20 protein-coding genes, 4 tRNA genes and 3 rRNA genes are annotated in these 25,682 nt (G+C 67.8%); 15 read left to right on the top strand and 12 right to left on the bottom strand.

Features of this window, described 5'->3' with window-relative positions:
- Nucleotides 1–2: 2 nt before the first annotated feature.
- On the bottom strand, nt 3–989 hold the full coding sequence (locus tag LZP97_RS22500; RefSeq protein WP_010596153.1) for an NAD(P)H-quinone oxidoreductase: 987 nt from the start codon (nt 987–989) through the stop codon (nt 3–5).
- Nucleotides 990–1,085: 96 nt separating this feature from the next.
- Between LZP97_RS22500 and LZP97_RS22505 the strand changes: the two genes are divergently transcribed.
- The 4 genes from LZP97_RS22505 (at nt 1,086) to LZP97_RS22520 (ending at nt 4,275) form a co-directional block, all read left to right on the top strand.
- On the top strand, nt 1,086–1,574 hold the full coding sequence (locus LZP97_RS22505; protein ID WP_010596152.1) for a MarR family winged helix-turn-helix transcriptional regulator: 489 nt from the start codon (nt 1,086–1,088) through the stop codon (nt 1,572–1,574).
- 10 nt (nt 1,575–1,584) lie between these two features.
- A tRNA-Ser gene (locus LZP97_RS22510) sits at nt 1,585–1,669 on the top strand.
- Between the two features lie 198 nt (nt 1,670–1,867).
- Nucleotides 1,868–3,175, top strand: coding sequence for a DUF1254 domain-containing protein (locus LZP97_RS22515; RefSeq protein ID WP_010596151.1), 1,308 nt, complete (start codon nt 1,868–1,870; stop codon nt 3,173–3,175).
- A gap of 128 nt (nt 3,176–3,303) precedes the next feature.
- Entirely contained in the window at nt 3,304–4,275 is a 972-nt protein-coding gene (locus LZP97_RS22520) for an alpha/beta hydrolase (protein ID WP_010596150.1), read from the top strand.
- Nucleotides 4,276–4,285: 10 nt separating this feature from the next.
- Here LZP97_RS22520 and LZP97_RS22525 read toward each other — a convergent pair whose 3' ends face one another.
- A complete protein-coding gene (locus tag LZP97_RS22525; RefSeq protein WP_010596149.1) occupies nt 4,286–5,968 on the bottom strand; it encodes a bifunctional metallophosphatase/5'-nucleotidase in 1,683 nt (560 codons plus the stop codon).
- Between the two features lie 104 nt (nt 5,969–6,072).
- Nucleotides 6,073–7,158: a histidinol-phosphate transaminase gene (hisC, locus tag LZP97_RS22530; protein WP_010596148.1), complete on the bottom strand. Its 1,086-nt coding sequence runs from the start codon at nt 7,156–7,158 to the stop codon at nt 6,073–6,075.
- Nucleotides 7,159–7,221: 63 nt separating this feature from the next.
- Here hisC and LZP97_RS22535 point away from each other — a divergent pair, with 63 nt between their 5' ends.
- The 3 genes from LZP97_RS22535 to LZP97_RS22545 all read left to right on the top strand — a co-directional run bounded on the left by LZP97_RS22535 (nt 7,222) and on the right by LZP97_RS22545 (nt 8,241).
- A complete protein-coding gene (locus LZP97_RS22535) occupies nt 7,222–7,929 on the top strand; it encodes a dienelactone hydrolase family protein (protein WP_026138073.1) in 708 nt (235 codons plus the stop codon).
- A gap of 76 nt (nt 7,930–8,005) precedes the next feature.
- Nucleotides 8,006–8,097 (top strand) — tRNA-Ser (locus LZP97_RS22540).
- Nucleotides 8,098–8,168: 71 nt separating this feature from the next.
- A tRNA-Arg gene (locus LZP97_RS22545) sits at nt 8,169–8,241 on the top strand.
- 61 nt (nt 8,242–8,302) lie between these two features.
- On the opposite strand, the gene LZP97_RS22550 is transcribed toward LZP97_RS22545, so the two are convergent.
- The 5 genes from LZP97_RS22550 to LZP97_RS22570 form a co-directional block, all read right to left on the bottom strand.
- A complete protein-coding gene (locus LZP97_RS22550) occupies nt 8,303–9,652 on the bottom strand; it encodes an MBL fold metallo-hydrolase (protein ID WP_010596146.1) in 1,350 nt (449 codons plus the stop codon).
- A gap of 89 nt (nt 9,653–9,741) precedes the next feature.
- Nucleotides 9,742–10,515 (bottom strand): sulfite exporter TauE/SafE family protein, encoded by a 774-nt coding sequence (locus LZP97_RS22555; RefSeq protein ID WP_010596145.1) that lies wholly within the window; start codon nt 10,513–10,515, stop codon nt 9,742–9,744.
- A gap of 19 nt (nt 10,516–10,534) precedes the next feature.
- Nucleotides 10,535–10,960: a very short patch repair endonuclease gene (locus tag LZP97_RS22560; protein ID WP_010596144.1), complete on the bottom strand. Its 426-nt coding sequence runs from the start codon at nt 10,958–10,960 to the stop codon at nt 10,535–10,537.
- A gap of 17 nt (nt 10,961–10,977) precedes the next feature.
- A complete protein-coding gene (locus LZP97_RS22565; protein WP_017682066.1) occupies nt 10,978–12,123 on the bottom strand; it encodes a DNA cytosine methyltransferase in 1,146 nt (381 codons plus the stop codon).
- Nucleotides 12,124–12,245: 122 nt separating this feature from the next.
- Nucleotides 12,246–12,494, bottom strand: a complete 249-nt coding sequence (locus tag LZP97_RS22570) for a hypothetical protein (RefSeq protein ID WP_010596142.1) — start codon at nt 12,492–12,494, stop codon at nt 12,246–12,248.
- A 616-nt stretch (nt 12,495–13,110) separates the two neighbouring features.
- Here LZP97_RS22570 and LZP97_RS22575 point away from each other — a divergent pair.
- The 4 genes from LZP97_RS22575 (at nt 13,111) to LZP97_RS22590 (ending at nt 19,114) form a co-directional block, all read left to right on the top strand.
- Nucleotides 13,111–14,633 (top strand): 16S ribosomal RNA (locus LZP97_RS22575).
- Nucleotides 14,634–14,933: 300 nt separating this feature from the next.
- Nucleotides 14,934–18,066: ribosomal RNA gene (locus LZP97_RS22580) — 23S ribosomal RNA — on the top strand.
- A gap of 105 nt (nt 18,067–18,171) precedes the next feature.
- Nucleotides 18,172–18,288 (top strand): 5S ribosomal RNA (rrf, locus tag LZP97_RS22585).
- The 16S, 23S and 5S rRNA genes sit together here, the layout of an rRNA operon.
- Nucleotides 18,289–18,505: 217 nt before the next feature.
- Nucleotides 18,506–19,114: a hypothetical protein gene (locus LZP97_RS22590; RefSeq protein WP_026137974.1), complete on the top strand. Its 609-nt coding sequence runs from the start codon at nt 18,506–18,508 to the stop codon at nt 19,112–19,114.
- Nucleotides 19,115–19,170: 56 nt separating this feature from the next.
- On the opposite strand, the gene LZP97_RS22595 is transcribed toward LZP97_RS22590, so the two are convergent.
- Nucleotides 19,171–20,307 carry a GIY-YIG nuclease family protein gene (locus LZP97_RS22595; protein WP_010594847.1) on the bottom strand — a complete coding sequence of 379 codons (1,137 nt, stop codon included), beginning with the start codon at nt 20,305–20,307 and terminating at the stop codon, nt 19,171–19,173.
- A 217-nt stretch (nt 20,308–20,524) separates the two neighbouring features.
- Here LZP97_RS22595 and LZP97_RS22600 point away from each other — a divergent pair, with 217 nt between their 5' ends.
- Nucleotides 20,525–21,136 carry a putative glycolipid-binding domain-containing protein gene (locus LZP97_RS22600; RefSeq protein WP_072786589.1) on the top strand — a complete coding sequence of 204 codons (612 nt, stop codon included), beginning with the start codon at nt 20,525–20,527 and terminating at the stop codon, nt 21,134–21,136.
- A gap of 10 nt (nt 21,137–21,146) precedes the next feature.
- Here the strand turns inward: LZP97_RS22600 and LZP97_RS22605 are convergent, their stop codons facing one another.
- Both LZP97_RS22605 and LZP97_RS22610 read right to left on the bottom strand, forming a co-directional pair.
- Nucleotides 21,147–22,493 (bottom strand): amidase, encoded by a 1,347-nt coding sequence (locus LZP97_RS22605; RefSeq protein ID WP_010594848.1) that lies wholly within the window; start codon nt 22,491–22,493, stop codon nt 21,147–21,149.
- The gene (locus LZP97_RS22610) at nt 22,481–23,443 is read right to left on the bottom strand and encodes a prephenate dehydrogenase (protein ID WP_040273537.1); all 963 of its coding nucleotides are present in this window, start codon (nt 23,441–23,443) and stop codon (nt 22,481–22,483) included. The genes LZP97_RS22605 and LZP97_RS22610 overlap by 13 nt, the downstream gene beginning before the upstream one ends.
- Before the next feature lie 48 nt (nt 23,444–23,491).
- Here LZP97_RS22610 and LZP97_RS22615 point away from each other — a divergent pair, with 48 nt between their 5' ends.
- From LZP97_RS22615 to LZP97_RS22625, 3 genes are all read left to right on the top strand, one after another.
- Nucleotides 23,492–24,031 (top strand): tRNA adenosine deaminase-associated protein, encoded by a 540-nt coding sequence (locus LZP97_RS22615; RefSeq protein WP_017681614.1) that lies wholly within the window; start codon nt 23,492–23,494, stop codon nt 24,029–24,031.
- Nucleotides 24,032–24,505: a nucleoside deaminase gene (locus LZP97_RS22620; protein ID WP_017681613.1), complete on the top strand. Its 474-nt coding sequence runs from the start codon at nt 24,032–24,034 to the stop codon at nt 24,503–24,505.
- Between the two features lie 45 nt (nt 24,506–24,550).
- Nucleotides 24,551–24,641, top strand: a tRNA-Ser gene (locus LZP97_RS22625).
- A gap of 69 nt (nt 24,642–24,710) precedes the next feature.
- On the opposite strand, the gene LZP97_RS22630 is transcribed toward LZP97_RS22625, so the two are convergent.
- Nucleotides 24,711–25,661: a sterol desaturase family protein gene (locus LZP97_RS22630; RefSeq protein ID WP_010594851.1), complete on the bottom strand. Its 951-nt coding sequence runs from the start codon at nt 25,659–25,661 to the stop codon at nt 24,711–24,713.
- Nucleotides 25,662–25,682 lie beyond the last annotated feature (21 nt).

Consider the following 25,682-nt stretch of genomic DNA (forward strand, 5'->3'; position numbering starts at 1 on the left):
GATCAGTGCCGGTCGATCCGCAGCACGACCTTGCCGACGGTATCGGGGGAATCCAGCATCTCGTGGGCCCGCCCGGCCTCGGTGATCGGCACCTCTGCGTGGACGACGGGCCGGACGCGGGCCTCGGCGATCAAGGGCCACACGTGCTCACGGACCTCCGCGACGATCGTGCTCTTGCCGGAGCGGCCGGTCTCCGGTCGCCCCCGCAGACCCGTGGCGAGGACGTGCCCCCGCTTGGCGAGCAGCTTGCCGAGATTGAGTTCGCCCTTCGCGCCGCCCTGCATGCCGATCACCACGAGCCGGCCGTCGGGGGCGAGCACGTCGACGTTGCGGGACAGGTAGGCCGCGCCCATGTTGTCGAGCACCACGTCGGCGCCGCCGAACGCATTCCGGACCTCGGCGACGAAGTCCTGCGTGCGGTAGTCGATCGCCAGGTCGGCGCCGAGTTCACGGCAGTAGTCGAGCTTGCCGGCCGAGGCGGTCACCGCGACCTTCGCGCCCAGCGCCTTGCCGACCTGGACGGCGTGGGTGCCGATGCCGCCACCGCCGCCGTGCACGAGGAGCACCTCGCCGCGGCGCAGTCCCGCCGCCATCACCACGTTGGACCACACGGTGCAGGCCACCTCGGGCAGCGACGCGGCCACCGCGAGATCCACCCCCTCGGGTACGGGCAGGACCTGTCCGGCGGGGACGACGACCTGCTCGGCGTAGCCGCCGCCGGAGAGCAGCGCGCACACCCGGTCGCCGATCGACCAGCCGCTCACGCCCTCGCCGAGCTCGGCGATCACTCCGGAGCATTCGAGGCCCAGGATGTCGCTGGATCCGGGCGGCGGCGGGTACAGGCCGCGCCGCTGCAGCAGATCGGCCCGGTTGACGGCCGTCGCGGCCACGTCGATCAGGACCTGTCCGGGACCGGGCGTGGGGTCGGGCTGTTCGGCCCACTGCATGGCCTCGGGGCCGCCGGGTTCGGTGATCGTGATTGCGCGCATGGGTTCGACGCTATCGCGACACGCCGACGCAGGGGCGACACGCAGCGAACTGACCAGTGAGTAACACCGGTGGTGGCCTGCCCTTACACTGCCCGCGTGACAGCCGAACCGCATGCCGAACGTCCCGACCCGCGCTGGCTCGACACGGACGAGCAGCGGGCATGGCGGGCCTACATCGACGGCAATCACCGGCTGATGGATCGACTCAATCGCGACCTGCAGCAGGCCCACGGTCTGTCCCTCGCCGAGTACCGGATCCTGGTGCTGCTCTCCGAAGCCCCGGACGGGTCGCTGCGCATGAGCGACCTGGCCGACGGCGTGCTGTCCTCCCGCAGCCGCCTCACCCACCAGATCCGTCGCATGGAGGCGGCGTCGATGGTGGTGCGCAGTTCCTGCGCCGAGGACGGACGGGGGGTCCTGGCCACTCTCACCGACGAGGGCCGGCGCCGCCTCACCGAGGCCGCGCCCACCCACGTCGCCGGGGTGCGCCGCAACCTCGTCGACCTGCTCACGAGGACGCAGATCCGCGCCCTCTCCGAGATCTTCACCAAGGTGGAGGCGGCCGTCGACGAGCGGTGTGGTTAGGATTTGCCACGGAAGCGTGGCAGAGCGGCCGAATGCACTCGCCTTGAAAGCGAGCGTCGTGAGAGCGACCGGGGGTTCAAATCCCTCCGCTTCCGCCGGAGCCCGCCACCTGCATGTCAGGTGGCGGGCTTCCTCGTGGGACGGTCGCGCGGAAAAGTGCTTGTCGCGCGCGTTCGGACGCGCGCAAGTAGCACCACAGCGCGCGGACCCGCCGACAATCCCTGGAACGCGTTCTCGCCTCCTACACTGGCGCCATGGTCGGCGCAGCGGTTCGAGCGGCGGCAGCGCTGGCAGTGGGCCTGCTGACCGCCTGCGCGGCGCCGCAACCGGCGGCCGAACGGACCGCGGTCGACGTGGCCGCCGACGGTTACGTCTACGGCTACGCACCCGTGACGCTCGCGCGGACCCGGGCGAACATGCTCTGCCTGCTACCGGTGAACCGGCTGCACCACCAGTCCGCGACGGCCGATCCCACCTCGCGTGTCGTCGTCGCTCCCAACGTCGACACGCTGTATTCGATCGCGTGGCTGGATCTTCGCGGCGGTCCGGTGCTGCTGACCCATCCGGACATGGGAGCCCGGTACTTCGACTTCCAGTTTCTCGACATCTACACCGACGTCTTCGCCAACGTCGGCACCCGGGCGACGGGACCGGCGGCCGGTGCCCACGTCGTCGTCCCGCCGGGGTGGGACGGTCCGCTGCCCGCGGACGCGGCCGTCGTCGAGTCGTCCACCTGGGACGCGTGGATGATCGGCCGGACGCTCGTGGAGTCGGCGACCGACCTCGAGGCCGCCCGTGCCGCGCAACGGCAGTACTCGTTGACCGTGCTGGCCGCGCCCGTCGCCGGGGCACCGCCGCCGCTGCCGCCGACCGCCTGCGGCAGCAACCCCGACCCGCAGGCGCTCGCGGCGTCGGGTCCGCAGTTCTTCGACGAACTGTCGGCGATCCTGGCCGCGAATCCGCCCCCGCCGGCGGACGCACCGCTGCTCGACGAACTCGCGGACCTCGGGGTCCGGCCGGGCGCCCGGCCGAGTACGGGTTCCGCGGACACCGTCGCCGCACTCGCGACCGGGGTGGTCCGCGGCGAGCGACGCATCCGGGACCTCGTCGACTCGGATCGAGGGTCCGGCGAGGTGTGGCATTCGCTGCCGACCGCGGGCCGGTACGGCACGGACTACCTCCAGCGCGCGGTCGTCGCGACGATCGGGCTCGGCGCGAACGTGCCGGAGGAGTCGACGTACCACGTGGCCCGCGTCGCGGCCGACGGAACGACGCTCCGGGGTGAGACCGGCTATCTCCTGCGTTTCCCACCCGGGGGCCTGCCGCCGGTCGACGACCGCGGCTTCTGGTCCGTCACCGTGTACGGCCCGGACATGTTCCTCGTCGCCAACCCCGTCGACCGCTACGCCGTCGGCGACCGGACGCCCGGGCTCGTCCGTGGTCCCGACGGTGGGCTCGACGTGTGGGTTTCGTCGCGGCCGCCGATTGCGGCCGGCCCGAACTGGCTGCCGGCGCCGCCGGGCGAGTTCGTGCTGATGTTCCGGTCGTACCTGCCTGCGGACCAGGGCTGGCTTCCGCCGGAACCGGTCCCGCAGCGGTAGCCCGCGTCCTCGTGTCCTGCCGTCACCAAGGGCTGCGCTCCGCGTTGGTGACGAGCCCCACTTTCTTGACCCGCCCCGGTCCGTACTGTGGAATCGGTGTTTCCGAAGTCGGGGGACGAAGGAACTTGATGCTCAGATCTGCGGTCGCGGCGCTCGTCGCGGCGTTCGTCGTGCCACTGTCCACGCTGTCCGTCGCGTCCGCCGAACCGGCGACGTCCGCGCGGGTGGAGCGGGTCGAGTCCGTCACGCCTCGTCGTTCGGCGGTGTTCGTGTACTCGCCGTCGATGCAGCGGGTCGTGCAGGTGCAGGTGCTGCATCCCGCCGGGGACGCGCCGCGCCCGTCTCTCTACCTGCTCGACGGTGTCAGCGCCGGAGCCGAGTCGGACTACCGCGAGAGTACGTGGACGCAGCGCACGGACATCGTCGACTTCGTCGCCGACAAGAACGTGAACGTCGTGCTGCCGGTCGGCGGAACCGCGAGCTACTACACGGACTGGCTCGCCCCGGATCCCGTCCTGGGCGTGAACGCGTGGGAGACGTTCCTGACGAAGGAACTGCCGCCGCTGATCGACGCCCGTTTCGCGGGCAACGGCGTCAACGCCGTCGGCGGCCTGTCGATGGGCGCGACGGGGGCGGCGAGCCTGATCGCCCGGAATCCGGACCTGTACCGGGGCGTGGCCGCGCTGAGCGGGTGCCTGGACACGTCGAAGGCGTCCGCGCAGGACGCGGTCCGCGGCACCGTCGCCTACAAGGGCGGCAATCCGGACAACATGTGGGGAGCGCCGGGGGATCCGGCGTGGGCGGCGCACGATCCGTACGTCCTCGCCGAGCGGTTGCGCGGCAAGGAGATCTTCATCAGCACCGGCAACGGTCTGCCCGGCCCGTACGACGTCGGACCCGATGCGGAGGCCCTCGACGTGGGCGGCCCGCTCGAGGTCGGTGCCTTCGTGTGCACGATCGGGTTCGACCGGCGACTGCGGGAGCTGCGGATTCCCGCCACGATCGTCTACCGCCCGTACGGCACGCATTCGTGGCCGTACTGGCAGGACGATCTGCGCACCGCCTGGCCGACGCTCGAGCGCGCTCTCGGGCTCGACTGAACGGGATCGGTCAGGGCACCGTGATGCGGTCGGTGGCCGGCGGCGCGACGGGCGAGTGTGCCGCCAGGTAGGCGTTCAGGGCGTCGAGTTCGGCGCCCGCCCCGGTGGTCCGTCGCGCGTGCGTGAACCCGGTGAACCCGTCACCGCCGTCGGCGAGGAACCCGTTGACGACCACCCGGTACGTCGCGGCCTGCTCGAGCGGGCGGCCCGCGACGGTGACGTCCCGGATCCGGCCGCCCGGCGCCGCGGCCCGGTCGAGGACGTAGCGCAGCGTGTGCGACGGGGCGAGGATCCGCTCGCGGTTCGCGCCGCTTCCGTCCTGCTGGAACTGTTGTTCGAGGACCCCGACCAGTTCCGCACCGGTGAGCTCGAGCACCTGCAGCCGGTTCCCGAACGGTTGGGCCGCGTAGGTGTCGCCGTGGGTGACGACGCCGTCCTCGGAATGCAGCAGGTCGGCGCGCACTCCACCGGGATTGGTGAGGGCGAGCTGCGCCCCGGCGGGTTCGGCGGCCGCCAGCTGCGCGTCCGCGACGAGATTGCCGAGGGCCGACTCGCCGCCGGCCGTGGTGTCGCGGGTCAGGTCGGCGGCGATGCGGCCGACGAAGCGTTCGGCGACGTCGCGGGACTTGTCGACCGCCCGGTCCACGAACTGCTGCGTGCGCGGGTCGGGGGCGATGTCGTGGGTGACGACCTGGTTGAACGCGTGGGTACGGTCGCGCAGCACGTCGCGGCTCTCGCGGTCGATGGTCAGGTCCGCGACCGAGACGATGCGTCCGTGTGAGGCGCCCTGCAGCACGGTCCGGGGATTGCCCGCCGGATCCGGGTAGCTGCAGTTGAAACTGTCCTCGCCGTCCGCGGTGACGACGACATCCACCTTCGGTGACACCCGGGAGGTGAGGGCGCGCGCGGGCCCGGCGGCCGGGTCGCACGGGTCGGTCCCCGCCGACGGGGTCAGCGCCCCCTTGTAGAGCAGCACGATCGAGCGGACCCCGAGGGCATCGAGCGCGTCGGCGGTGCGGTCGACGGCCGTGATCTCGTCGGTGAACTGCAGGCCGGAGATGTCGTCGCCACGCACCACCTGCGGTGTGTCCTGGGGGGCGACACCGATGACGCCGACCGGCACCCCGTCGACGTAGTCCACGCTGAACGGCAGGGCCGCGGGACTGCCGTCGGCCTCCGCGACGTTCGCCGCGATCAGCGGGAAGGCGGTTCCGGCGTACTCCTCGTCGTACCGGCAGCCCTCGGGGTGGCACCCGCCGTCGCGCAGGCGCCGCAACTCGGCGTAGCCGTTGTCGAATTCGTGGTTGCCGAGGGCGGCCGCGGTCACATCGAGGCCGTTGAGCAGGTCCACGGTGGGTTCGTCGTGGAACATCGCCGATTCGATGGGCGACGAGCCCCACGTGTCGCCGACGGAGTAGAGCACCGAGTTGTCCGCCTGCGCGCGCAGCTGCCGGACGTAGGCGGCGAGATATGCCGCGCCGCCCGCGGGAACGGACGCGCCGTCGGAACGGACCACCTCGCTGCGGGGACCCTGGGGTGGGAGCAGGCTGCCGTGCAGGTCGCGGAAGGCGATCAGTCGCAGCGGCAGGGCGTCCGGAGGTAGTGCGGTCGCGGGGACGGCAAGCGACGTCCACAGGACTCCGGTCAGCAGGGCCGCGGACAAGGTCCACCGGCGTGTCACGCCTGAACCCATCCGCACACTCCGCTCCCTAGCCGACCGGACGAGTGTGCCAACGGTTGGTCACGTGATCGCCACCCGCTGATAACGGTTGGGTCTCGTAGACGCTTTCTCGCAGGTCAGGACGTCGAAATTTCCGCGATGTCGAGGCCCTTGCCGGTCGCGAATGTCAGGAATGCGTCGTTCTCGTGCGGATCGCCGATGGTCACCCGCACTCCGTCGTCCGCGTACGGGCGGACCAGCACGCCCGCCTCCGCGCACGCTTCGGCAAACGCCGCCGACCGGTCTCCGAGCGGCAACCACACGAAGTTGGCGTAGCTCTCCGGCACGGGATATCCGGCGTCGACGAGCCCCGTCCGCACGCGGTCGCGCTCGGCGAGCACACTGTCGGTGCGCGCCAGCAGCTCGTCGGCGGCCGCCAGGGAGGCGATGGCCGCCTGCTGCGCGAGCGAGCTCACGCTGAACGGGGTGTGCACCTTGTTCAGGACTTTGATCACCGAGGGGTCGCCGACCAGGTAGCCGACCCGCAGACCGGCCAGACCGTAGGCCTTCGAGAAAGTGCGGAGCACCACGACGTTCGGCCGGCCGGCGGCGAGCACGACCCCGTCCGCCAGTTCCGCGCCGGGCTTCGGGCGGGTGTACTCGAAGTACGCCTCGTCGAGCGCGACGAGCACCTGCGGTGGCACCGCGTCGATGAACCGCTCCAGCTCCGCCCTGCCGAGCAGCGCACCGGTCGGGTTGTTGGGATTGCACACGAACACCACCCGGGTGCGATCGGTGATCGCGGCGAGCATCGCGTCGAGGTCGTGGCCGTGCTCGGGGGTGTTGGGCACCGGCACCGGTTTCGCGCCGGCCACCGCCGTCACCACCGGGTACGCCTCGAACGAGCGCCAGGAGAACACCACCTCGTCGCCGTCGTTGCAGGCCGAGAGCACCAGCTCCTGGCACAGGCTCACCGAACCGTTGCCCACGGCGATGTTCTCGGGCTCGACCCCCAGCCGTTCGGCCAGCGCGCCGATGAGCACGGCAGCCATGTTGTCCGGATACCGGTGGACCGAGTACGCCGCCTCGGCGATCGCGTCGCGCACGCTGGGCAGGGGACCGACCGTGGTCTCGTTGCTGGCGAGCTTGATCGCGCCCGGAAAGCTGCGGCCGGGCACATAGGACGGGATCGAGACGAGGTCGGGGCGGGTCCGTGGGGTCACCAGCCGATTATGCGCCCGGCGATCACGTGCACTGTCGCGGTGGGTCGTGTCATCGTGGACGGTATGTCGGGAATCCACACTGCCGCGGCCCGGTTGCCGGACGGGTCGGGGCAGGTACCGCTGACCGTTTTCCGGCCGGAGGGCGCCCTTCGCGGTGGCATCGTGGTGTTGCACGAATCCCGCGAGTTTCCACCGGCCCTGCTGGCCTTCATGGAGGTGCTGGCTGCCGAGTGCTGGCTGGTCGTGGCACCGCACCTGTTCCATCGCGAGTTCACCGAGGACGACGAGGTGTTCGGGCAGAACCTGTTCGACGACGTCGATGCCGCGATGGACTGGTTGGTCCGCAGCGGGGTCTACCCCGACGCGGTCGGCGTGATCGGATTCGACGACGCCGGCACGGCGGCGCTCCTCGTCGCCGCGAACCGGCGGGTGGGGGCCGCGGTCACCGTCGCGGCGCACGGCATCCTGCAACCGCTGCGGCCCGACGTCCCCGCACTCGTCGAGGCCGTGCGCAGCCTGCAGGCGCCGTGGCTCGGTCTGTACGGCGAGGACGATCCCACGACCCCGCCCGGCGACGTCGAGCAGTTGCGCGAGGCGGCCGGACGGGCCGATGCGCCCACCTTGGTGATCGGGTATCCGGGGCTGGCGCATCGACCCGACGAGCCGCCCGTCGAGCACGACACGGCCGATCCCGAGACCGATCCGGCCGAGGCGGCGATCATCGACGCGCGGCGTCGGATCTTCGACTGGTTCGACTCGAACCTGCGCTGACCAGCCGTTTTGCGTTTGCTGTCCGAACGTGTGTAATCTTTCGTCCCGGCGGTTCGAGAGAATCGAAACCCCCCAGGGAGGCGTGCCAGAGCGGCCGAATGGGACTCACTGCTAATGAGTTGTCCCCTTTACGGGGGACCGGAGGTTCAAATCCTCTCGCCTCCGCCACGTCGGTGCAGCGTCACCGGCGACAACTGAATACGAGAACTGCATGCAGGACACAACTGCGTGCACGAACTGCGCCCGTAGCTCAACGGATAGAGCATCTGACTACGGATCAGAAGGTTAGGGGTTCGAATCCCTTCGGGCGCACAGTGAAGAACCCCCACCGCTCCGGTGGGGGTTCTTTCGTCGTCGGTCCCGGAAGGGACCCTCACGAGTCGGTCAGACCGTGGTCGTACGCCTTGTCGAAGTCGTCGTTCACGAGGACGACGGTGCGGTCGATCCGGTCGATCATCGAGGCGGCGATCGAGGCCCGGTAGCCGGACCCGCAGTGCACCCAGACCTCCCCGTGCGGGACCTGGTCGAGCCGGTCGGCGAGGTCGTGCAGCGGGATGTTGACCGCCCCGCGCACGTGGCCGTCCTCGAACTCGTCCTTCTGGCGCACGTCGAGGACCCGGACCCGCTCGTTGTCGATCTCCCCGGTGAGTTCCGCGAAGTCCGAGACGCGGTACGACCGCAGTTCGTGCCCGTTGACGAGGGTGTGGATCTCGCCGACGGCCGCGCCGGCGAGTTCGTCGATACCGATGCGGACCAGCTCGCGCTTGGCGTCGGCGATCTGCTCGTCGCTCTCGCCGATGAGGGTCAGGGGCGCACCCCACTTGTAGAGCCAACCCAGGTAGGTGACGAAGGAGGTGGACAGTTCGAAGCCGAGCGTGCCGCCCAGGTGTCCCGCGGCGAAGGCGGTGCGCTCACGCAGGTCGACGACCCACTCGCCGGCGTCGATACGCCGGCGCAGCTCGGCCGGGTCGACCGGTTCCGGTGGCGACAGGTCGACCGACGACGGACCCGCCTTGTTGATCACACCCATGTGGGCGTAGTACGCGGGATAGGTGTTGAGTCCCGCGATGAGTTCGTCGACGTAGGCCTGCTCGTCACGGGTCAGCGCCGGGTTGACGTCGCGCTGCTGTCCCACGGTGGACGAGTCGCCGCTGGTGGGGGTGGCCGAGCAGAAGCTGCCGAAGCCGTGGGTGGGATACACCGGGGTGTCGGCCGGCACTTCGTCGGCGATCCGTCGCACGGAGTGGAACTGCGCGTGGGTCAGTTCCTCGGTGTACTGCGGGCCGACGAGGTCGGTGCGGCCGGTGGATCCGTACAGCATCGACCCGCCGGTGAAGATTCCGTGCGTGGCGCCGGTCTCGTCGAGCAGCACGTAGCTGACGTGGTGGTGGGTGTGCCCGGGTGTGTGCATCACCCGCAGCCGGATGGGACCGGCGTCGATCAGGTCGCCGTCGTGGACGGCGCGTCGCTCGTAGTCCACATCGTCGCCGGCCGGGACGATGTACTCGGCCTCGACGGCACGGGACAGTTCCAGCCCGCCGGTGACGTAGTCGTTGTGGATGTGGGTCTCGAGGACGTGGGTGATGCGCGCTTCGCGGTCGTTGGCGAGCGCGAGCACCCGGTCGATGTCGCGCTGGGGATCCACCACGACGGCCACGTCCGCCTCGGTGATCAGATAGCTGCGGTCGCCGAGACTCGAGGTTTCGATGATCGATACGTCCATGTCGGTGCCTTCCCACGGTGCTTTCTCACTATGCCCCCGGATACCCGGGGGCGTACGAAGAATGCGCCGGTTACCCGACGAGTTCCGGCTCAGCGCAGGAACAGGGTGTCCACCAGCACGTACGCGGCCACGACGAAGACGAGCCAGGCGAACCACCGCCGCAGCCGGTCGGTTTCCATGCGGGTACCGAGGTGACCGGCAACCAGTGACGCGACGACCGCGGCCCCGGCGAACGCCGCGGTGAGCGGCCAGTCGATGTCGGCGTCCCCGATGTGCGCGACGAGCCCGGCCGTCGAGTTGGCGACGATGACGATCAGCGAGGTCCCCACGGCGACGCTCATCTCCAACCCGAGGAGGATCACCAGCGCGGGGATGATCAGGAAGCCGCCTCCGACGCCGAACAGCCCGGTCAGGAAGCCCACTCCCACACCGGCCGGGATCGACCTCGGCGCGCATCGCTTCCAGTCGATGCCGGAGTCACCGGTCGTGCACGCGGTTCCGGCGTCGTCGTTCTCGCGCAGCATCCGGATGCCCGCCAGCACCATCACGGCGGCGAAGCCCACCAGCAGTACCGGCTGCGGCAGCAACGTGCCGACCGCCGTGCCCGCGAACGTCGCGGGGATGCCGGCCGCGGCGAACACCGCGGCCAGCCGCCAGTCGACCTGCCCGGCCCGGATCTTGGGGATCGCCCCGGACAGGGCTGCCGCTCCGACGACGATCAGCGAGATGGGGATGGCCTGGCGGAACTCGAGTCCGAGGCCGTACACCAGGGCGGGAACCGCGAGGATGGATCCGCCGCCACCGAGGAGGCCGAGCAGGACCCCGAGGAGCGCTCCCAGAACGAGCGCGATTGCCGGTTCCACCGCATCCTCCCTTCGGTAGTCAGGAATCGGCAGTACCCGGTTCGGTCGCGGACAATGCGGCCTGCACCCGGTCCGCGGCCTCCGCGGGATTCTCGTGCTCCCAGATCCGCACCACCGTCCACCCGGCCGCGGCGAGCGCGGCGTCGGTATTCCGGTCCCGGGCCACGTTGGCGGCGAGCTTGGCGGCCCACCACTCGGCGTTGTTCTTCGGATCGGTGGCGTGCTGCGGGCAACGGTGCCAGAAGCACCCGTCGACATACACCGCCACTCGGCGACGCGGAAACACCAGGTCGGCGCGTCGACGGATGCCCTTCAGCGGCGCCCGATCGACGAAGTAGCGCACCCCGCGCCCGTGGAGCTCCCGGCGCAGGGCCACCTCGGGGGCGGTGTCCCGGCGTCGCTGCCGTCTCATCCGGGCGCTGGTCTGCGGGTCGGTGGAGGGCACGGCAGCCGGATCCGTCCTCAGGCCGCGGCTTCGGGGAAGCCGCCCATGCGGTCGAGGTGGGACTCGACGTCGTCGAGGAAGCCGGGCACGAATCTCAGGTTGCCGGACCGGGCCCGCCGCAGGAATCCGGCCGTGGCCCGTGCGGACAGCAGTCGCGCGTCCTCCAGGTATCCCGCGAGGTCCTCGTACGGCTCCTGGACCGGCCAGTGCGACTCGTGCACCCGGAACGCTCGTCGCCGGGCCCCCCAGGCGGCACTCGGCCAGGGGTCCCCCGGCCGCAGCGGTGTCTCGTGGTCGGGGGAGTAGTCGATGGGCCGGCCGAGCCGTCCCCCGACCCAGGCGGCCATGCGGACGCTCACGGCGTTGCCGACGAGCCGCCACCGATGCCCGGTCCGAACGCCCGGTGCCTGGGTGGCGGGTGCGGTCCAGTCCGGGTCGAAGCCCTGGAGCCGTTCGGCGTCGATCAGACCGGGCGTGACGATCTCTCCCGACGGCAACCGCACCGCCGGCGGACTGGCGATGCCGACCGTGGACCCGCCCTTGAGGGTGGGCACGGCGTTGACCGCCCAGCCCAGACCGCGTACGCCTTCCGTCCAGTAGAAGCCGCACGGGTGGGTGTCGGGATCGCCTTCCGCGGGGGCACCGGCGTCCTCGCCGAAGAGCACCGCGCGGGGATCGTCGGTCCGCGAGGCGAGCATGAGCACCCGCTGTCGCCGCTGCGGAAGTCCGAACGCGCGGGCGTCGACGACCCGGTACGCCCACGCGTACCCGAGATCTTCGAGCGCGTCGGTGATGTGACGCATCGCGGCGCCGCGGCCGAGTTGCAGCATGAAGGGGACGTTCTCGATGAGCAGCCAGCGCGGTCCCTGCTTGCGCCGCACCAACCGGAACACCTCGTCGACGAGGCCCGACCGGGAGCCGGTGATGCCGGCGGTCCGGCCGGCCTGCGACAGGTCCTGGCACGGAAAGCCCGCGGTGACGATCTCGGTTGCCTGAGGAAGGGAACGAAGGCGCGTGACATCGGTGTGCAGCGTCACGTCGGTGAAGCGAGCGCGAAGTACGGCTTGCGCTCCGGCGTCGATCTCGCAGAGCAGTTCGGTGCGCCAGCCGTGCTCGGCCAGTCCGAGCTCGAGTCCGCCGATTCCGGCGAACAATCCCACCATGTTCCCGGTCGACGTCACGGCACCCTTTCTCGCTTTGCTCACGGAGCACGTTACTCGAGAAATCGGGCGGCCCGTGCCGCGACGCGTGATGCCGTGATCACTGTCGCCGAAAGCCGGCACGGCTACCCGAGGGGACGCGACGACTCGAACGCGGCCTTCATCCGGACGACGGTCGCGATCCTTGCGGCGACGCGCGGTGCGACGTCACACGCACAGCCGTCCGACGCGTCTGCGTCGAGCTCGAGGAGGACCTCGTCGAGCGTGTCGAGCATGTCGTCGCAGGCGGCGGCGCACAGCGCCGCCGCGAGCGAACGCGGGTCGGGGCCATCCATCCGGGCCGGCTCGACGATCTCTGCGGGAAAGCCGCTCATGGGTCTCCTGTACCTGAGTGGGTGGCACGTAGCCCTCGGTAGATGAGACGCAGCCGGGCACAGGACGGTTCCGCGTCCCGGAAACACACGTACTCGAGCGCAAATGATGGCTCTGAGCTGGCGATTTGGCGTACAGCCGGATGTTCACGTAACTTATTCCAGGTCAGAGCGACACGGACACCGACCCGGCCCGCAGGGGCTCGGGACAACGAGGTTGGACGCAGGCGCCTGATTACCTTGATTGAGAACCTTCTGGTAAGGTTTCCAATCGCCCCGAGATCGGATCGGCCGCAGAGTTTTGACTCCGAAGGCCCCCGATGTTAGGCTGGAACGGTTGCCCCGGAGCAAGGCACTGAAGGTGCGGAGCGATGGTGTGTGCGTGTTCTTTGAGAACTCAACAGTGTGCCGATGAATGTCAGTGCCAAATTTTTTATTTGGTGCGATCAGATCAGACGCCGACCATGGTGTCAAGCCGATGAGGCGTCGTGATGATCGTTGCTGGCTGCCGCATTCTTCCGTCTGTGGTGGTCAGTGTTTTTGCTAGTTTGAGTTTTTTGCTAGTGATTCGGCTCTACGCTTATGGCTGATCGGCCCTTCGGGGTTTGATTGAGAGTCTTCAACGGAGAGTTTGATCCTGGCTCAGGACGAACGCTGGCGGCGTGCTTAACACATGCAAGTCGAACGATGAAGCCCAGCTTGCTGGGTGGATTAGTGGCGAACGGGTGAGTAACACGTGGGTGATCTGCCCTGCACTTCGGGATAAGCCTGGGAAACTGGGTCTAATACCGGATAGGACCTCGGGATGCATGTTCCGGGGTGGAAAGGTTTTCCGGTGCAGGATGGGCCCGCGGCCTATCAGCTTGTTGGTGGGGTAACGGCCCACCAAGGCGACGACGGGTAGCCGGCCTGAGAGGGCGACCGGCCACACTGGGACTGAGACACGGCCCAGACTCCTACGGGAGGCAGCAGTGGGGAATATTGCACAATGGGCGCAAGCCTGATGCAGCGACGCCGCGTGAGGGATGACGGCCTTCGGGTTGTAAACCTCTTTCAGTACCGACGAAGCGCAAGTGACGGTAGGTACAGAAGAAGCACCGGCCAACTACGTGCCAGCAGCCGCGGTAATACGTAGGGTGCGAGCGTTGTCCGGAATTACTGGGCGTAAAGAGCTCGTAGGCGGTTTGTCGCGTCGTCTGTGAAAACCCGCAGCTCAACTGCGGGCTTGCAGGCGATACGGGCAGACTTGAGTACTGCAGGGGAGACTGGAATTCCTGGTGTAGCGGTGAAATGCGCAGATATCAGGAGGAACACCGGTGGCGAAGGCGGGTCTCTGGGCAGTAACTGACGCTGAGGAGCGAAAGCGTGGGTAGCGAACAGGATTAGATACCCTGGTAGTCCACGCCGTAAACGGTGGGCGCTAGGTGTGGGTTTCCTTCCACGGGATCCGTGCCGTAGCTAACGCATTAAGCGCCCCGCCTGGGGAGTACGGCCGCAAGGCTAAAACTCAAAGGAATTGACGGGGGCCCGCACAAGCGGCGGAGCATGTGGATTAATTCGATGCAACGCGAAGAACCTTACCTGGGTTTGACATACACCGGACCGCCCCAGAGATGGGGTTTCCCTTGTGGTCGGTGTACAGGTGGTGCATGGCTGTCGTCAGCTCGTGTCGTGAGATGTTGGGTTAAGTCCCGCAACGAGCGCAACCCTTGTCCTGTGTTGCCAGCACGTAATGGTGGGGACTCGCAGGAGACTGCCGGGGTCAACTCGGAGGAAGGTGGGGACGACGTCAAGTCATCATGCCCCTTATGTCCAGGGCTTCACACATGCTACAATGGCCGGTACAGAGGGCTGCGATACCGCGAGGTGGAGCGAATCCCTTAAAGCCGGTCTCAGTTCGGATCGGGGTCTGCAACTCGACCCCGTGAAGTCGGAGTCGCTAGTAATCGCAGATCAGCAACGCTGCGGTGAATACGTTACCGGGCCTTGTACACACCGCCCGTCACGTCATGAAAGTCGGTAACACCCGAAGCCGGTGGCCTAACCCCTCGTGGGAGGGAGCCGTCGAAGGTGGGATCGGCGATTGGGACGAAGTCGTAACAAGGTAGCCGTACCGGAAGGTGCGGCTGGATCACCTCCTTTCTAAGGAGCACTTCTCCCGGTGAGGGTTCACACAGGTGAATGCCTCTCGGGCAGAGACTGTTTCGTTCCCACACGTGGAACGGCAGGAGCTCATGGGTGGAACGCTGACAGGTATTTTCTTCGTCACCGCCGGTCCGAGTGCCGGCGGGAAGAGAGTTATATCGGTGCACTGTTGGGTCCTGAGAGAACACGCGAGTGTTTTGTCAGCGACGATGACCGGGAACGGGAAGGGTTCTTCTTTCCCCAGTATCGGTTGTTGTGTGTTGTTTGAGAACTGCACAGTGGACGCGAGCATCTTTGTTGTAAGTGTTTATGAGCGTACGGTGGATGCCTTGGCACCAGGAGCCGATGAAGGACGTGGGAGGCTGCGATATGCCTCGGGGAGCTGTCAACCGAGCTGTGATCCGAGGATTTCCGAATGGGGAAACCCAGCACGAGTGATGTCGTGTTACCCGCGCCTGAATATATAGGGCGTGTGGAGGGAACGTGGGGAAGTGAAACATCTCAGTACCCACAGGAAGAGAAAACAACATGTGATTCCGTGAGTAGTGGCGAGCGAAAGCGGAAGAGGCTAAACCGGGCACATGCGATACCCGGCAGGGGTTGTGTGTTCGGGGTTGTGGGGTTCGATGTGTCGGTGCTGCCGCACCGGCCGACAGTGAGAAATCGCCTGTGTTAGTCGAAGTGGTCTGGAACGGCCCGTCGTAGAGGGTGAGAATCCCGTAGACGAAAACACGGTGACTGTCGATTCGGATACCCGAGTAGCAGCGGGCCCGTGAAATCTGCTGTGAATCTGTCGGGACCACCCGATAAGCCTGAATACTCCCTGGTGACCGATAGCGGACTAGTACCGTGAGGGAAAGGTGAAAAGTACCCCGGGAGGGGAGTGAAATAGTACCTGAAACCGTGCGCTTACAATCCGTCGGAGCCTTCGAGCAGTTCGGTCTGCTGGGGGTGACGGCGTGCCTTTTGAAGAATGAGCCTGCGAGTTAGTGGCATGTCGCGAGGTTAACCCGTGTGGGGTAGTCGTAGCGAAAGCGAGTCCGAACAGGGCGTATCAGTGGCATGTTCTAGACCCGAAGCGGAGTGATCTACCCATGGCCAGGGTGAAGCGACGGTAAGACGTCGTGGAGGCCCGAACCCACTTAGGTTGAAAACTGAGGGGATGAGCTGTGGGTAGGGGTGAAAGGCCAATCAAACTCCGTGATAGCTGGTTCTCCCCGAAATGCATTTAGGTGCAGCGTCGCGTGTTTCTCACCGGAGGTAGAGCTACTGGATGGTCTAGGGGGCCCACAAGCTTACCGAAATCAGCCAAACTCCGAATGCCGGTGAGTGAGAGCGCGGCAGTGAGACTGCGGGGGATAAGCTTCGTAGTCGAGAGGGAAACAGCCCAGATCGCCGGCTAAGGCCCCTAAGCGTGTACTAAGTGGAAAAGGATGTGGGATCGCTGAGACAACCAGGAGGTTGGCTTAGAAGCAGCCACCCTTGAAAGAGTGCGTAATAGCTCACTGGTCAAGTGGTTCTGCGCCGACAATGTAGCGGGGCTCAAGTACACCGCCGAAGCCGCGGCACTCACACAACACCCACTCGTTTCTGCGGAGACGGGTGCAGTGGTGTGGGTGGGTAGGGGAGCGTCGTGCCGCCGGGGAAGCGCCGGAGTGATCCAGGTGTGGAGGCGGCGCGAGTGAGAATGCAGGCATGAGTAGCGAAAGACGAGTGAGAAACTCGTCCGCCGAATGACCAAGGGTTCCTGGGCCAGGTTAATCCGCCCAGGGTGAGTCGGGACCTAAGGCGAGGCCGACAGGCGTAGTCGATGGACAACGGGTTGATATTCCCGTACCCGTGTGAACGCGCCCCTGGTGAATCATCGGTACTAACCGTCCAAAGGGTGATCGATCTCCTTCGGGAGACGGGATCCTGCTGCACGGGACCTTCGGTGGTAGTAGCCAAGCGATGGGGTGACGCAGGAAGGTAGTGGGGCCGGTCAGTGGTTGTACCGGTGTAAGCCTGTAGGGCGTGACATAGGCAAATCCGTGTCGCACGAGCCTGAGAGGTGATGCGTAGCCGAATGAGGCGAATTCCATGATCCTATGCTGCCGAGAAAAGCCTCTAGCGAGCTTTCACACGGCCCGTACCCCAAACCGACACAGGTGGTCAGGTAGAGAATACCGAGGCGATCGAGAGAACTGTGGTTAAGGAACTCGGCAAAATGCCCCCGTAACTTCGGGAGAAGGGGGACCGGCCCTGGTGAAGACCTTCGCGGTCGGAGCTGGGGGTGGTCGCAGAGACCAGAGAGAAGCGACTGTTTACTAAAAACACAGGTCCGTGCGAAGTCGTAAGACGAGGTATACGGACTGACGCCTGCCCGGTGCTGGAAGGTTAAGAGGACCGGTCAGCGGAGCGATCCGCGAAGCTGAGAATTTAAGCCCCAGTAAACGGCGGTGGTAACTATAACCATCCTAAGGTAGCGAAATTCCTTGTCGGGTAAGTTCCGACCTGCACGAATGGCGTAACGACTTCTCTGCTGTCTCAACCACAGACTCGGCGAAATTGCATTACGAGTAAAGATGCTCGTTACGCGCGGCAGGACGAAAAGACCCCGGGACCTTCACTACAGCTTGGTATTGGTGTTCGGTTCGGTTTGTGTAGGATAGGTGGGAGACTGTGAAGCGGTGACGCCAGTTACCGTGGAGTCGTTGTTGAAATACCACTCTGATCGTATTGGACCTCTAACCTCGGACCCTGATCGGGTTCAGGGACAGTGCCTGGTGGGTAGTTTAACTGGGGCGGTTGCCTCCCAAAATGTAACGGAGGCGCCCAAAGGTTCCCTCAGCCTGGTTGGCAATCAGGTGTCGAGTGCAAGTGCACAAGGGAGCTTGACTGTGAGACCGACAGGTCGAGCAGGGACGAAAGTCGGGACTAGTGATCCGGCACCGGCATGTGGAAGCGGTGTCGCTCAACGGATAAAAGGTACCCCGGGGATAACAGGCTGATCTTCCCCAAGAGTCCATATCGACGGGATGGTTTGGCACCTCGATGTCGGCTCGTCGCATCCTGGGGCTGGAGTAGGTCCCAAGGGTTGGGCTGTTCGCCCATTAAAGCGGCACGCGAGCTGGGTTTAGAACGTCGTGAGACAGTTCGGTCTCTATCCGCCGCGCGCGTTAGAAACTTGAGGAAGGCTGTCCCTAGTACGAGAGGACCGGGACGGACGAACCTCTGGTGTGCCAGTTGTCCCGCCAGGGGCACGGCTGGTTGGCTACGTTCGGAAGGGATAACCGCTGAAAGCATCTAAGCGGGAAGCCTGTTCCAAGATGAGGTTTCTCACCCCCTCGAGGGGTAAGGCCCCCGGCAGACCACCGGGTTGATAGGCCGGAACTGGAAGTGCGGCAACGCATGCAGGTGACCGGTACTAATAGGCCGAGGACTTACCACGAAGAAGCTACGCGTCCACTGTGCGGTATCTGAAACAGCACACACATCAGATACCGAAGCCCGACAAGGGTATTCGAGAACTCTGATGCGTGACGTTTCGCAGAGTTACGGCGGCCATAGCGACAGGGAAACGCCCGGTCCCATTCCGAACCCGGAAGCTAAGCCTGTCTGCGCCGATGGTACTGCACCCGACAGGGTGTGGGAGAGTAGGACACCGCCGAACACCCGTTACCGGAAGCCCCCCGACCTCGTCGGGGGGCTTCCGGCATTTCTGCATGTTCCGGCCCGTCCGCTCTTGTCCGCGGTCCGGCACAGGCGAATCATTGACTCCACGGTGGTCGCGATCGCCGGCCGTCGGGTGACGTCGGTGGTGGACGGCGACGGGTCGGCCACGGAAATCGTTTGGGTGCGGGCTCGTCCCGCACGCGGAGGCGATGGAGATGTTCATTCAGGTCTGGCAGGGAAAGGTCCGCGACGAGCAGGGGTTGAAGGACTGCCTGCAGCGGTGGACGGACGAGCTGCGCCCCGGCGCCGTGGGCTATCTGGGCAGCACGTCGGGATTCAGTGACGACGGCACCTTCGTGTCGGTGGCCCGGTTCGAATCGGAAGAGGCGGCCCGCCGGAACAGTGAACGTCCGGAGCAGGGCGAGTGGTGGGCCGAGGCGGAGCAGTGCTTCGACGGCGAGATCGTCGTCCACGACTGCCGCGACGTCGAGGTGTGGATGGAAGGTGGCTCCGACACCGCAGGGTTCGTTCAGGTGATGGAGGGGCACAGCCCCGATGTCGGGCGGATGAAGAGCCTGCTCGTGCAGAGCCAGGAACGGGTGCATCAGTTGCGACCCGAGATCATCGGCGGCACGTTCGCCACCTACGGCGACGACGGGTACGTCGAGACCATGTACTTCTCGTCCGAGGACGAGGCGCGTGCCCACGAACGGATGGAGATACCCGACGATCTGCGGCCGCTGCTGGAAGAGGAGATGCGGCTACAGGGCGATGTGCACTACTACGACCTGCACGCACCCATTCTCACCCCGAGCGGCAGGTGATCCGGGAGAACCGTCGGTAGGAAGTCCGGGCCGTGACGACACGGCCCGGACCAGGATCAGGGTCTCGGCCTGTGGGGCAGGGCCCGGGTGAGTCGCGGCGCCCAGCCGTGGGACGGCCAGCGCTTGAGCCCCAGCCGATCCGGCGTCAGACGGGTGTCGACGAAGAGCTTCTCGAGTTCGGGATCGGCGTCGCCGAGGAAGCGGTAGAGGATCGTGCCGCCGTTGTCCTCGGTGCGGGAGGCCGCTTCCCACCCGGTGGCCCGGTAGGCGCCGCGGACGATGTTGTCGGCGACGACCAGGATGGGCAGGCCGTCGATCCGGCGTGCCGACGCTCCGGCCGGCCACGGACGGTCGGCGAGCCCACGGACCTGCTCGGCGGACGCCGATTTCGCCTCGGTGATCCGGAGCACGACGCACGGCGTGGGCAGCTCGGGTGCGGCCTCCGCGGAGTACTGACGAATCAACTCCTCGACGGGACGGGCCACCCGGTCGGATTCCTCGGTGGCGCCGACGAGATTGGTCAGCACGATCTCGCCGTCGTGCGGTTCGAGCAACCCCAGTACCGAGACGAGGGCCTGCGCGGTGAAGCCGGCGGCGTGATCGGCGTCCACGGCCGGGGCCACCCGGTCGGCCACGACGTAGTGACCTACGGAGTAGCCGGAGTCGTAGACGGCACGGATCCGGCGCACGGCCGCGTCGGTTTCGGGGGTCTGTGCGGGCGCGGCTTCGCCGCCGGCGGCGAGTTTGTGGTCTTCGCCGAGCGCGGTCCAGGTCAGGACGAACAGCCGGTTCCCGCGGCCCTGCCCGACGTGCAGGACGGTATGGTCGCGCGGGTCGACGAGGGCGTACACGTAGGCACCGAGCTGTTCGACGACCGTCGCCGGCAGCGGGTCCGGGGTGGGGGTGCGGTCGTCGACGTCGGTGACGATCTCGCGCAGGACGGCCAGACGCAGCGCCACCGGCACGGTTCCGGCGGAGCCCCCGAACAGTTCGCGGTTGGCTGCATCGACAGAGCCGAAGGTGCGTCCGGTGTGGCGGGCCAGGGCGGCGAGCGCATGCGTGAACTCGGCAAGCCGCCGGCGAGGGTCCGCGGCGGTGTCGGGCAGCTCGTTGCTGGTCAGGAACATCTGGATCTCGGGGGACTCCAGGAGGATCTGGGCGATGTTCTGAGGAACTGTCCACACGGTACGCATGAGGCGACTGTAGGCCAGTCTTTCCCGGGCAGCGGGTTACGTGCTCAAACGCGCCGCACAAGGAGGTCGGTCACCGTGCGGACACCCCGTCGTGGTGTCGCGGACATGTCCCCGTGGTGTGACGGCAGACACGTTCGAAGGGGTCGTGTGCTACACGAAGGGCACGATTCCCGGCACCCCTGCTCCCCGGGAGTGGCTCGTCGCTTAACGTAGACACGTGAGCATCCCAGTCCCCGATGCCGCGCGGTCTGCGGCGAGCCCAGCATCGAACTGGCCCGCGATTCTGACGTGGCGGGCGTACGACGTTCCTCGGATGGAGTCGGTGCGTGTCCAACTGAGCGGCGATCGCATCAAGGCGGCGGGCCGGATCGTGGGCGCGCAGTGCGCGGAGCATCCCGCGTTCAGCGCGTCGTACGACCTCGTGACCGACGAGAACGGTGTCACGCGCCGGTTGTCGGTGCGCACGACCCTGGCCGCCGGTGAGAGGCACATGTCGATCAGCCGGTCCGAGGAGGGCATCTGGATGGTCGACAACGGCACCCAGCACCAGCGGTCGGCGTTCGGCGGTGCACTCGACGTCGACGTCATCCTCAGCCCGTTCTTCAATGCGCTGCCGATCCGCCGCTACGGGCTGCAGTCCGGCGCGGACGAACTCGAGGTGCCGGTCGTCTACGTGAATCTGCTCGATCTCGGCATCGAGGAGGCCACGCTCGTCTACAGCAGCGCAGCCGACGGCATCCACGTCCTGTCCCCGGTGTCCAGTTCGTCGGTGACGGTCGACGGCGATGGGTTCGTCGTGAACTACCCCGGCCTGGCGGGACGGATCTAGGACGGGTCGGTCAGGAGAGGTCGGTGCCCTCCACCGCCATCGCGAGTGCCAGAGCCGTGGACTCGCCGGGATGACTGCCGTGCCCGCCGGTCCCGGAGGTCAGCCCGACCACCTGTACGCCGATGGGGAGATCACCGCCGCCCGGAGCAGGGACGGACACCGCCGGTACGCCGAGCACGCTGAACGGGATGCACATCTGCAGCAGTGGCCCCCGCAGCGCCGCGGGATCGCTGTCGAGCGCGGCCGAGCGCAGCGGGGTCGTGACGGTGATCAGCGCATCCAGCCCGTCGTCGCGCCGTAGCCGGCGCAGGACGTCGCGGCGCAATCGGACGGCCGCCCGCACGGCCCGGACGTAGTCCGTCGCCGGACGGTCCCGCTGAGCCGCGAGCAGCGCCGCGGTGGCCGGCTGGTAGAGGTCCGGGTCGTTCTCGAACCAGCGCTGATGGGTTTCGTACGCCTCCGAGCCGGTGACGACGGGATAGACGCCGAGGAGGTCGTCGGTTTCCGGCAGGGGCACGTCCCGCACCTCGGCACCGAGATCGGTGAGGGTGCGGCAGGCGTCGTCGAGCGCGGACTCGAACGCAGCGGGCACGTCCCAGATGCCGCCGCGCAGCCGTCCGACCCGCAGTCCCGAGACGGGTGTGCGCAGGTGCGCGATTCCGGGCAGCGCGCCCCAGGCCAGGGCCGCGTCGAGGACGTCGCGGGCGAGCAGGCCCACATGATCGAAGGTGGTGGACAGGGGGAAGACCCCGTCGACCGGCAACGCGCCGAACGTGGGCTTGAGGCCGACGACGCCGCACAGCGCCGCCGGGGTGCGCACGCTGCACCCGGTGTCGGTGCCCAGTGCCAGCGGCACGATGCCCTTGGCGACGAGCGCCGCCGACCCCGAGGACGAGCCGCCGGTGATGCGGGTGGGATCGTGCGGGTGCCGGGCCGGCCCGGCCGCGTTGACCAGGCCGCTGGGCCCGTACGCGAACTCGTGCAGGTGGGTCTTGGCGACCACGACGGCGCCGGCCTCGCGGAGCCGCTCGACGATCCTGGCATCCTGCGCGGCCGGCGCCGCGTCGGCGAGGACCTTGCTGCCGCAGCGGGTCGGCATGCCCGCGACGTCGATGTTGTCCTTGACGGCGACGGCGACACCGTGCAGCGGACCGATCCAGTTGCCGGCCGCGAGCTCGGCGTCGGCGCGGGCCGCCGATTCGAGGGCCGCGCCGTCGTTGCGGGCGGCCACGAGATTCGACCACGGCGTGCCGTCGAGGGCGTCGAGGTCGGCCAGCACCTGCCGGACGTGTTCGGTGGCGGTCAGCTCGCCTTTCGCGAGTGCCGCGGTGGTGTCGCGCAGCGTCACCGCGTCCACACCTCGCCGCGACGACCCGCCTCGCGCAGTCGGGCGAGCCAGTCGTCGTCGCCGGGGACGACGCCGGTGACGGGTCGGCGGTCGCGTTGCTCGAACCGTCGCCGGGCGGCGTGACCAGCGGCGGTCAGCTCGGCGGTGCTGCCGTCGGCGAGCTGTTCCCGAGCGACCCGCAGCACCTCGAGGGTTTCGTCGAGGGCCGTGAGCAGCGCCGGGGCGTTGCCCTCACACATCGCGTCGACCAACGTGGGGGTGGTCCCGGCGACGCGGGTACCGTCGCGGAACGATCCCGCCGCCAGACCCAGCGCCAGGTCGCCGCCGGCGGCCCCGGACAGTGCCAGCGCCTCGGCGAGCAGATGGGGCAGGTGCGAGACGCGGGCGACCGCCGCGTCGTGCTCGCCCGATTCCGCGGGTACGACGACGGAACCGCAGTCGAGGGCGAGCTCGGCGACCTGCGTCCACACGTCGGGGTCGGTGCCCTCGTCGACGGTGACCACCCACACCGCGTCGCGGAACAGCTCCGCGAATCCCGCCGACCACCCGGACTCGGCGGTGCCCGCCATGGGATGGCCCCCGACGAAGCGTGCGGAGAGTCCGTGGGCGGCGACCAGGGCGGCGACCTGCGACTTGACGCTGACCACGTCCGTCAGCGCCACGTGCGGGGCGTGCTCGGCGACCGCCGCGAGCACGGCGCCGACTGCGGGTACGGGCACGGCGACGACGACGAGGGCGTCGGATTCCGCGGCGCGCCGCAGCGTGGCCGGCAGGTCGGTGGAGGCGTCGAATCCGTCGGCTCGGGCGGCCTCGACGGGCTCCGGCGAGCGGTTGTACCCCCAGGCCTCGCGGCCCGCGGCGACGGCCGCACGCAGCAACGATCCGCCGATCAGGCCGAGGCCGAGTACGCACACGGGCGGGGTGGACGCGGAGGTGGGCACCCGACCAGGTTGGCACATCGCCCGCTGGACTTCATTCACGGGACCGCGCCGACTACCGTTGCGCCCATGGCTGCGCAGCGTGCGGGGAACAAGAGTCCCTCCGTGAGTTCGACCGAGGATCTCGACGGGTTCGGGGTCGCCGTGACGCGGGAGGACGGTCGCTGGAAGTGCAAGGCACTGTCGGCGGCGGTGTTGACGAGCCTCGAGGTGGCCGACCGGGAGCTGCGCGAGTTGCGCAGCACCGGGGCGATCTTCGGGTTGCTCAACGTGGACGACGAGTTCTTCGTCATCGTCCGGCCGGCCCCGTCGGGCACGCGTCTGCTGCTGTCGGACGCGACGATGGCGGTCGACTACGACATCGCCGCCGACGTGCTCGATGCGCTGAACATCGAGATCCCGGACATCGACCCCGACGAGCTCGACGACATCGAGCCGTGGGAGGAGGGCGACCTGGGAATCCTGGCGGACCTGGGATTGCCGGAGCCGGTGCTGGCGGTGATCGCCGCCGAGACCGACCTGTATCCGGACGAGCAGATCGACGAGATCGCCCAGCGGCTCGGGTTCGACGATGTGCTCGCCACGGCGCTGGACAAGCTGCGCCGCTAGATGGGCCTGCGCGACGACGAGGCGCTGATCCGGGCCGCGCTGGAGGCGGCCGCCGCGGCGCCGGCCGGGGACGTGCCGGTGGGTGCCGTCCTGTTCGCCGCCGACGGGACCGAACTGGCCCGGGCGGCGAATTCGCGGGAGGCGACGGGCGACCCGACGGCGCACGCGGAGATCCTGGCGCTACGCGCGGCCGCGAAGGTGCACGGCGACGGCTGGCGCCTCGAGGGCACGATGCTGGCCGTGACGCTGGAGCCGTGCACGATGTGCGCGGGCGCGCTGGTGCTGGCCAGGGTGCATCGCGTGGTCTTCGGGGCGTGGGAGCCGAAGACGGGTGCGGTGGGGTCGCTGTGGGACGTGGTGCGTGATCGCCGGCTCACCCATCGTCCGCAGGTGCGCGGCGGGGTCCTCGAGAAGGAATGCGCCGCAGTGCTCGAGGACTTCTTCCGCGCGCAGCGGCTCCCGGAACCGTCGTGACCTGGGGATTTCAACTCCGGGACCGAATCCGGTAAAGTCGTGGGCGGTGGCGTGTCCGAGCGGCCTAAGGAGCACGCCTCGAAAGCGTGTGACGGGTAACCCCCGTCCGAGGGTTCAAATCCCTCCGCCACCGCCACGAACGGCCCCGATCCGATTCACCGGATCGGGGCCGTTGTCGTTCGTCGAATGTGCAGTTCTCGTCGGGTCACCCGGCGTGTCGTGACGACAACTGCGCACTCGTGACCGTGGCCGGGCGCGACGGCGCCCAGCCCGGAGGGCCGAACACGTACCCCAGCTTGTCGCGCCCGCGGGTCGCGGTACGCCAGTCGCGGGCGATGGCCTGGTATTCGTGCGTCTGCAGCCGCCAGATGTTGTAGGTGCCGACGGGCTTGGTGAGTCCGTACGTGGGACGGTGGGTCTCGCGGCGGAAGGTGCCGAACAGGCGGTCCCAGAGGATCAGGATGCCGCCGTAGTTGCGGTCGAGGTATTCGGGGTCGCAGCCGTGGTGCACCCGATGGTGCGACGGGGTGTTGAAGACGAACTCGACGGGCCGGGGCAGCGTGCCCACCCGCTCGGTGTGCACGAAGAACTGGTACACGAGCGAGACGGAGAATCCGACGAACACCATCCACGGCGGGATGCCGAGGAAGGGCAGCGGCAGCCACATGAGGATCTCGCCGCTGTTGTTCCACTTCTGGCGCAGGGCGGTGGCGAAGTTGAAGTACTCGCTCGAGTGATGCGCCTGGTGGGTCGCCCACACCAGGCGCACCCGGTGTGCCGTCCGGTGGTACCAGTAGTAGAGCACGTCGATGCCGAGGATCAGGATCGCCCACGTGTACCAGGCGTCCGCCGGTAGGTGCCACGGTGCGAGATACACCCAGATCGCCGAGTAGCCGACGAGAGCCAGCACCTTCCACGCGGCGCTGGTGCCGATGGAGACGAGTCCCATGGAGATGCTCGTGCGTGCGTCACGGGCCTCGTAGCCACCGCGGGGCGGGCGGGTGTGCCCGTCGGCCCCGGGTTCGACGTGCTCGAGCGTGCGCGCGGCGGCCCACTCGAGAGCGAGGAACAGCAGGAACGCCGGGATGGCCAGCGCGACGGGGTCGTGCAGGGGCTCGAGCAGCGACGCCCAGGACGCCGTCAGGGTCTCCCACATTCGGTCCTCCGGGAGTGATGT

It is taken from the genome of Rhodococcus sp. DMF-1, from assembly GCF_021441945.1.
Classification (GTDB): Bacteria; Actinomycetota; Actinomycetes; order Mycobacteriales; family Mycobacteriaceae; genus Rhodococcus; species Rhodococcus ruber.